3 protein-coding genes and 1 pseudogene are annotated in these 5,484 nt (G+C 68.6%); all 4 read left to right on the forward strand.

Going from position 1 to position 5,484, the window contains the following annotated elements; genetic code table 11:
- The first annotated feature begins 506 nt into the window (after positions 1 to 506).
- The gene (locus tag L0P92_RS41685; RefSeq protein WP_234768347.1) at positions 507 to 1,688 is read left to right on the forward strand and encodes an ROK family transcriptional regulator; all 1,182 of its coding nucleotides are present in this window, start codon (positions 507 to 509) and stop codon (positions 1,686 to 1,688) included.
- Between the two features lie 421 nt (positions 1,689 to 2,109).
- Positions 2,110 to 3,645, forward strand: a complete 1,536-nt coding sequence (locus L0P92_RS41690) for a sugar ABC transporter ATP-binding protein (RefSeq protein ID WP_234768348.1) — start codon at positions 2,110 to 2,112, stop codon at positions 3,643 to 3,645.
- Complete coding sequence (locus tag L0P92_RS41695; protein WP_234768349.1) at positions 3,642 to 4,673, forward strand: ABC transporter permease; 1,032 nt, start codon at positions 3,642 to 3,644, stop codon at positions 4,671 to 4,673. Before L0P92_RS41690 ends, L0P92_RS41695 begins: the two co-directional genes overlap by 4 nt.
- A gap of 144 nt (positions 4,674 to 4,817) precedes the next feature.
- Positions 4,818 to 5,408: pseudogene (locus L0P92_RS41700) on the forward strand (substrate-binding domain-containing protein); the annotation flags it as partial.
- Between the last annotated feature and the right edge of the window lie 76 nt (positions 5,409 to 5,484).

Raw genomic sequence — 5,484 nt, forward strand, 5'->3', positions numbered from 1 at the left:
CGGTCATGCGGCGCAACCGAAACCCTGCCGCGACCCAGGAGAGCCGCACCCTTCCTGGTTGGGGTGGAGCGGGGTGAGCAGGGCCGCGTATCTGGTTGGCGACTTGGGTTGTTTCGGCTGCATCCGCGGCCGCACGGAGCGGGGACCCACAGCTCCACCACGGGCCCGACATCCCGTAGGGCGCGTTGGAGTTTCGCCTGGTCAAGACGTGTCTCGTCCTTGTGACCTCTAGGGCGCGCGGTGGCGCACTGCGGCTTGAAGGGATCTCCAGGAGACGACAGCCGTGCTCCCGGTGGCGGCCGTTCCGCCCCATGACTTCGGAGACCACCCGCCCAGACTTTGTCCTCTCCGTGGAAAAAGAAGACCTCTACTGCTGCGTAAGTACTTCCAAGTCTGGAAAATCGTTGTTACGTTCCTCTCCGAGACAGCCTGACGGCGCAGTCGTCGGGAACAGGCCGGCTGGGTCCCCAGCCGAGGGTGAGGGGAGAGGAGGGATCGTGAGACGGATGACTGCTCGACCTGAGAACGCGCATCAGGCGCGACTGCTTCGTCTCCTGCGTGACAACGGGTCCAACTCTCGTGCCCAGCTGGGCGATCTGGTGGACCTGTCCCGCTCGAAGCTGGCCGTCGAAGTCGACCGGTTGCTGGAGACGGGGCTGGTTGTCGCGGACGGGCTGGCCCCGTCCCGGGGCGGCCGACGGTCGCACAACATTCGGCTCGCGCCGACGCTGCGTTTCCTCGGTGTCGACATCGGTGCCACGTCGATCGATGTCGCCGTGACGAATGCCGAGTTGGAGGTCCTGGGGCACCTGAATCATCCCATGGATGTCCGCGAGGGGCCGGTGGCCGTCTTCGAGCAAGTGCTGTCGATGGCGGCCAAGCTGAAGGCCTCCGGTGTCGCGGAGGGCTTCGACGGCGCCGGCATCGGCGTCCCGGGGCCGGTCCGCTTCCCCGAGGGCGTACCGGTGGCCCCGCCGATCATGCCGGGCTGGGACGGGTTCCCGGTCCGGGAGGCGCTCAGCCAGGAACTGGGCTGCCCGGTGATGGTCGACAACGACGTGAACCTGATGGCGATGGGGGAGCAGCACGCGGGCGTCGCACGCTCCGTGGGCGACTTCCTGTGCGTCAAGATCGGTACCGGCATCGGCTGCGGCATCGTCGTCGGTGGCGAGGTCCACCGGGGGACGACCGGCAGTGCCGGCGACATCGGGCACATCCAGGCCGTTCCCGACGGACGGCCGTGCGCCTGCGGCAACCGGGGCTGCCTGGAGGCCCACTTCAGTGGTGCCGCTTTGGCCGGTGACGCGGAGCAGGCCGCGCGTGAGGGCCGGTCGGCGCAGCTCGCTGCCCGGCTGGAGACAGCCGGACGTCTGACGGCCGTGGATGTGTCGGCTGCCGCGGCAGCAGGGGACGCGGTGGCTCTGGAGCTGATTCGGGAGGGCGGGAAGCGTCTGGGGCAGGTCATCGCCGGACTTGTCAGTTTCTTCAATCCGGGGCTGGTGGTGATCGGCGGCGGTGTGACCGGGCTCGGGCACACGTTGCTGGCCAGTGTCCGGACCCAGGTGTACCGGCAGTCCTTGCCACTGGCCACCGGCAACCTGCCGATCGTGCTGGGCGAGTTGGGGCCGGTAGCCGGAGCCATCGGCGCGGCCCGGCTCATCAGCGACCACGTCTTCTCACCGGCCTGACCGCTGCCCGACCGTCGGCAACAACCGCCAACGGCGGGGAGCAATCCCCACTCGCGCACCATGGTGGGTAGCCGTCGCCGCTCACGCCACCACAACTCCGTGACGCCACTGCAACCCCAGGGACGTTCACGTACACCATCACGCCCGGGCAACCCCATGGCGCCGTCGCAACACCCGTAGAGCCACCGCATCACCCACAGCACCGCCGTAATCACAGCATGACGTGTCGGCGGTAGCTCCCACCACTGCATCGCTGCCAGGCCATCAGAGCTGCCCTGCCCAACTCAGCCGGTACGCCCCGACGCACGCACGCACGCACGCGACGCCAGGGGTCTCCCAGAGCCGCCCACTTACCCGTGTACCCGAACCACCTTGCACAGCCCTGCCCGCTCACGGCCCGCATCCGCCGAGGGGATTCCTCATGGCACCACAACCACCCCTGCAACCACCCCTGCTCACCATGTCCGGTATCACCAAGTCGTTCCCGGGCGTTCGCGCCCTGGACGGTGTCGATCTCGAGGTCCAGGCCGGCGAGGTCCACTGCCTCCTCGGCCAGAACGGGGCCGGCAAGTCCACGTTGATCAAAGTGCTCGCCGGAGCCCACCAGCCCGACAGCGGTGAGATCACCTGGCGGGACGAGACCGTGACCTTGGGGTCACCCGTCGCCGCCATGCGTCTGGGCATCGCCACCATCTACCAGGAACTCGATCTGATCGAGGGGCTGTCCGTCGCGGAGAACGTCTTCCTCGGGCACGAACCCACCTCCGCCGGGTTCGTCGTGCGCGGCTCCGCCGCCCGTACGGCGACCGCGGAGCTGCTGAAACGTCTGGGGCACTCGGAGATCGATCCGACCCGGCTGGTCGGCGACCTGTCCGCGGCGCAACAGCAGATCGTCTCCATGGCCCGCGCGCTGTCCCACGAGGTCCGGTTGATCGTGATGGACGAGCCGTCGGCGGCGCTCGACCCCGAAGAGGTGGACAACCTCTTCAGGATCGTCGGCGATCTGACGGCTGAGGGTGTCGCCGTCATCTACATCTCCCACCGTCTCGAGGAGATCCGGCGCATCGGCGACCGGGTCACGGTCCTGAAGGAGGGCCGGTCGGTCGCGGGCGGACTGCCTGCCAAGTCGACCCCGACCGAGGACGTCGTGGCCCTGATGACCGGGCGGAACGTGGAGTACGTCTTCCCCGAGCGCCCCAAGGCCGGGTTCGCCGAGGGAAGAGAACCTGTGCTGAAGGTCCAAGGGCTCACCCGGCGAGGGGAGTTCACGCCCGTCGATCTGGAACTGCGGCCCGGTGAGATCGTCGGTCTGGCCGGGCTCGTCGGGTCCGGCCGCAGCGAGATCCTGGAGACGATCTACGGGGCCCGCAAACCCGACGGCGGCCGCGTCCTCGTCGACGGCACACCCCTGCGCCCCGGAAGTGTCCGCGCCGCCGTCCGCGCCGGCATCGGCCTCGCACCCGAGGAACGCAAGGCGCAGGCCCTGCTGATGCTGGAGTCCGTCAGCAGCAACGTCTCGGTCTCCACCCTGTCCCGGTTCGCCCGCGCGGGCTGGATCGACCGGCGCACCGAGCGCGCCGCGGCCCACCAGGCGGTTCGGGAACTGTCCCTTCGGCCCGACAACCCCGACGCCGCCATCAGGACCCTGTCCGGCGGCAACCAGCAGAAAGCGGTGCTCGCACGCTGGCTGCTGCGCGGCTGCAAGGTGCTGCTGCTGGACGAACCGACCAGGGGTGTCGACATCGGCGCCCGGGCCGAGCTCTACGCAGTGATTCGCCGGCTGGCCGACGAAGGCCTGGCCGTACTTCTCGTGTCCAGTGAGGTGCCCGAAGTCCTGGGTCTCGCCGACCGGGTGCTGGTGCTCCGCGAAGGCAGCGTCGTGCACACGGCCGACGCCCGGGAGCTCGACGAGCACCGTGTACTCGATCTTGTGATGGAAGGGAGCCTGACGCCATGACGCAGCCGGCCACCGCGGCGCACAAGGACGCGCCGACGTCTGCCGCCAAGTCAGCGGGAGAACAGGAGAGTCCGCGCCGCCTCGGGCTGCGGTGGGACGTGCGCACGCTGTCCCTGCTCGGAGTCCTCGCCGTCCTCGTCGCGGTCGGCGGGATCACCGCACCGAACGAGTTCCTGGCGACCAGCAATCTGCAGCTCGTCCTCACCCAGGCGTCCGTGATCGGCGTCGTCACCGTCGGCATGACGTTCGTCATCACCAGCGGCGGGATAGACCTGTCGGTCGGCGCGATGGTGGCACTCGCCTCGGTGTGGGCGACGACCGTGGCCACACAGGAATTCGGCTTCGCGGGCATCCTCTTCACCGCCGTGATCGTCGGTGTGGGCTGCGGTCTCGTGAACGGCCTGCTGATCGCATACGGCCGGATGGTGCCCTTCATCGCGACGCTGGCCATGCTCGCCTCCGCCCGTGGCCTGGCGTTGCAGATCACCGACGGCAGCACCCAGGTCGTGACGGTCAGTTCGGTGCTCGATCTCGGCGCCAGGGACTCCTACGTCCTCGGCATCCCGCCCCTCGTCCTGATCTTCGCCGCCGTCACCGTCATCGGCTGGCTGCTCCTCAACCGCACCACCTTCGGCCGCCGCACCGTCGCGGTCGGCGGCAACGCGGAAGCGGCACGCCTGGCCGGCATCGACGTCCGCCGCCAGCGCCTGTACCTGTACCTGCTGTCCGGACTGTGCTGCGGAATCGCCGCGTTCATGCTGATCGTGCTCGCCGGCTCGGGACAGAACACCAACGGCAACCTCTACGAACTCGACGCCATCGCCGCGGCGATCATCGGCGGCACCCTGCTCAGCGGCGGCCGCGGCACCATCGTCGGCTCCGTCCTCGGTGTGCTGGTCTTCACCACGATCACCAACATCTTCGCCCTGAACAACCTCGAGACCGCTGTCCAGCAGATCGCGAAGGGCGCCATCATCGTCGCCGCCGTGCTGGTCCAGCGCCGCTCGCTGCACGGCGGCGACGCCTGACGCCGTGCAACGCCGCCGGACGGCGGCCCCTGACACCGCCTCCGGTACCCCACTTCCTCCAGTCCGGCACCGCCACTTCCCCCAGTCCGGCACCCCCACAGCCTCCACCTGACGCACACCGCCCAGTCGAAGGGTCGATCCGCCATGGCAAGAACCCCCGCCACCAGCCGCAGAGCAATGCTGTTCGGCACCGCAGCCGTTTCCGCCGGCGCACTGCTGACGGCCTGCACCAGCAACGAGCCCAAGAACCAGGAACAGGCCGCGGACAACGCCGCCCCGGTCGCGGACGACAAGCCGGGCAAGGCCGTCACCATCGGCTTCGCCGGCCCGCAGGCCGACCACGGCTGGCTCAACGCCATCAACGACAACGCCAAGAACCGCGCGAAGAAGTACTCCGACGTCACCCTGGAGATCACCGAGGGCTCCAACGACACCGCCCAGCAGATCGGCCAGATCCAGACGCTGATCAACAAGAAGGTCGACGTCCTGGTGATCCTGCCGGCCGACGGCAAGGCACTCACCCAGGTCGGCCTCCAGGCCATGAGGGCGGGCATCCCCGTCATCAACCTGGACCGCGTCTTCGCCTCCCCGCAGGCCTACCGCTGCTGGATCGGCGGCGACAACTACGGCATGGGCCTCAACGCAGGCCACTACATCGGCGAACAGCTCAAGGACAAGAAGAACGCCAAGGTCGTCGAACTCGCCGGCCTCGACAACCTCGAACTGACCCAGCAGGAGCAATGCTCATGACCTGTGGATCGACCTCAGGCGGACGCGAAGGGCGTACCTTCCCGAGTGATCGACTTCTGGT

The sequence above is a fragment of the Streptomyces muensis genome (assembly GCF_021474425.1).
Classification (GTDB): domain Bacteria; phylum Actinomycetota; class Actinomycetes; order Streptomycetales; family Streptomycetaceae; genus Streptomyces; species Streptomyces muensis.

Coding starts and splice junctions, on each gene's coding strand:
- L0P92_RS41685 (WP_234768347.1), top strand. CDS start 507: ATGACTGCTCGACCTGAGAACGCGCATCAGGCGCGACTGCTTCGTCTC.
- L0P92_RS41690 (WP_234768348.1), top strand. CDS start 2,110: ATGGCACCACAACCACCCCTGCAACCACCCCTGCTCACCATGTCCGGT.
- L0P92_RS41695 (WP_234768349.1), top strand. CDS start 3,642: ATGACGCAGCCGGCCACCGCGGCGCACAAGGACGCGCCGACGTCTGCC.